This is a genomic window from Streptomyces longispororuber, from assembly GCF_024448165.1.
GTDB classification, from domain to species: Bacteria; Actinomycetota; Actinomycetes; order Streptomycetales; family Streptomycetaceae; genus Streptomyces; species Streptomyces longispororuber_A.
This window is the reverse complement of sequence record NZ_JAMOLN010000409.1, coordinates 1-2773: the sequence shown is the minus strand read 5'-3', so window position 1 is coordinate 2773 and position 2773 is coordinate 1. Positions and strand designations below refer to the sequence as shown.

Below are 2773 nucleotides of genomic sequence, written 5' to 3'. Positions count from 1 at the left end.
GTGCGGCGCAGCCGTGGCGGGGGGCTGTGTGGCGCCGGGGGTGGTGCTGATGTGGTCGGCGATCCGTGGCACGGCGGGGATGTGGACCTTGATGCGGCCGGTGTTCTGGCGTGGGCCGGTCAGCAGGATCTCGCCGGCGCGTTCGCGGAGGCCGACGGGGGAGAGGTTGGTGGTCACCAGCCGCAGGAGGTCGTCATCGCGGCCGGTGAGGCCGATGAAGTCCAGGCCGCGGCGGGCCCGGTCGCGGTCGGTGGTGCGGGCGAGGGCCTTGTAGGCGAACAGGCCGCGGTCGGGGCCCAGTTCGCGCTCGTCGTGGGAGCCGGCGAGCAGTCCGGCGTGGTGCTTGCGGCCGTCGTGGAGGATCTCGTGGACCAGGGCGGTGCCCTCGGCGGAGCTGGTCAGCCAGTACAGCTCGTCGGTGACCACCGCACAGAACCGGGACGGGTCGGCGAATGCGGCCTGGCGGGCCATCGCCGCGATCAGGTACAGCACGGCCCGGCCGATCAGTGCCTCCAGGGGTTGCTGGGCCAGGATCTCCGGCTTGGCGAAGGCCTGCTGCGGGGGCAGGGTCAGTCCGGCCGTGGTGATCACGATCAGGTCTGCGGTGCGGGAGCCGTTGAGGCGGGCGACGGGCAGCGCCGGGTCGAACACCATCGCGGCCAGCGGGCTGGCGGTGACCAGGCGCAGCATGCCGGTCAGGGAGGCGGCCGCGTCGGCGCGCTGGCCGGTGCCGGTGGCGGCGGTGTGGGCGAGGACGTCCATGACCTTGCCCATGGAGGCGTCCGGCAGTTCGGCGGCCTGCTGGACGGCGTGGTGCAGGATCTCGCCGTGGAGGCTCATGGCGCCGATGCCGAGCTGCAGGGTCAGGTAGTTCAGTGCGTACTGGCGGCCTTGGGGTCCGGGGAACAGGCGCAGCGGGTCGATGGAGAGCTCGGCCTGGGCGGCGTCGATGATCTGGCAGCGGCCGGGTGCGGAGCCGCGGGCGAAGCGGGCCCATTCGCGCACCGGGGTGCGGTCGATGCAGATCGCGCGGCCGCCGCGGTCCACGATGGCGCTCTGCACCGTCTTTTGCAGCACGCTCTTGCCGGCGCCGAGGTCCCCGATCACGGCCAGGGACGCGGAGGCGTCCTGCCGGGGGGCGTCCGCGACGTTGACCATCACCGGGCGCAGGGTGCCGCAGTCGAGGTCGAAGCCGAGCAGGATCCCGTTGGGGTCCCCGGCCTCGCTGCGGGTGAAGGCGCCGGACATCGCCCAGTCCTCGGCGAGCTGGTGCTGGGTGAACTCCCGCAGTGCCAGCGGACGTACGCTGCCGGGCAGGCCGAGCGTGAACAGATCGTTCTGTAGTCCGATGGGGCGCAGGATTCGGTAGTCGGCGCCGGCGAGCAGCGTCTCCAACGCCCGCGCCCGCGCGTCGCACAGTTCGGGGGTCGGCGCCCACACCGTGAGGACGGTGACCGACTGGACCTCCACCTCGGCCGAGGTGCGGGCCAGGCGGGCGTCCATCTCGCCCAGATCGCGGGCGGCTTCGGGAAGGTCGGAGGGCAGGCCGGTGGGGCGGGCGTCGTACTGGTCGACCTGGTCGACGAGCTCGGTCCGCTTACGCTGGATCTTGCGGCGGGCCTCGGCGGCCTGCACCAGCGTCAGGCTCACGGTGAAATCAACCGGGAAGTCCAGGGCGTCCAGCTGGGCGAACAGGTCGGCGGCCAGCACGGCCACGGCCGGAGGCGCCTCGGCGAGCACCAGGTGTGCCTGATAGCCGGTGCCGTCCGGGGTTTCGACCTGCAGCCACCGGCGCTGGATCGGCGAGACCGTGTCCTTCCACCACTGCCGGCCGCTCCCCGGCGCACCGGATGCGCAGCCCCGCGGGAACGGCGCACGCCACCTGGTGCGAAGGGCGGGCTCTGGCCTGATGCGGGGCGTGCCGCCCTCTTCGAGGCGGACCTGGCCGAGGTCGGTGTAGCTGGGCGAGGCGAGCAGCCCGTGGCGAACCCGTCCCGCATACAGGGCGCTCGACGTCGCCTCGGACAGCAGGGGTTCGGGCCGGCCGCGGTGCAGGGCGTGCTGGATGAGCCACACGATTTCTGCCGGCCGGGCGGGCCGGAACGGGAGGGCACCCGCCATCTGCGCCTCGATCTGTGCCGCCTTCTCCCGGGCGCGGGCCACGTCGGACTCGCTGACCGGGGAGGGCTGCAGGCCCAGCGCGTCCGACAGCGCGCCGAGCGCGCCGACGCCCACCGACCGGGCGACCATGCCGCGCCGGCCCTGGGCGCCCGTCGACAGCGGGACGGCCAGCCACAGGGTGCGCCGGTGCATCTCCTGCCCCTCCAGCACATCCAGTGCGGCCTCGACATGTTCCACCCAGGGCCGGGCCGCGGGCCGCAGGGCGCCGCCGGCCTCGTCGTGCAGGCCCTCGAGCATCCGCCAGGCGACCTCCGAGGGATCACTTTGGGCGCACACCCCGAACAGGCGCGGCTCGCCGGACAGCGAGCGCACCAACTGGGTGATGCGCTGCAGCTGTTCCTCGCGCACCGCGGCCGGCAGGTAGGCGCCGGTGACCGCCTCGGCACTGTGCCCTGGCTCATCCGGGTCCGGGTGCAGCCGGTACAGCGCCCAGGTGTGCCCGTCGGCGGACCACAGCAGATGACCGGCGATATGCCGGATCGGTACACGCATCAGTTCAGTTCCTTCGTGGCGAGGAGTGCGGCCTGGACCGGGGAGAGCGGACGGCGACCGACCCCGGGGGCGCCCGCGTGGGCAGGCACCGCCGCACCTC

Annotated in this window: 1 protein-coding gene; it reads right to left on the bottom strand. The window is 73.5% G+C overall.

Annotated features, from left to right (window positions below; translation table 11 throughout):
- Positions 1 to 2673 (bottom strand): ATP-binding protein (locus tag M4J07_RS47460; protein WP_255983574.1); only part of this gene is annotated, 2673 nt, incomplete at its 3' end.
- Positions 2674 to 2773: the final 100 nt, after the last annotated feature.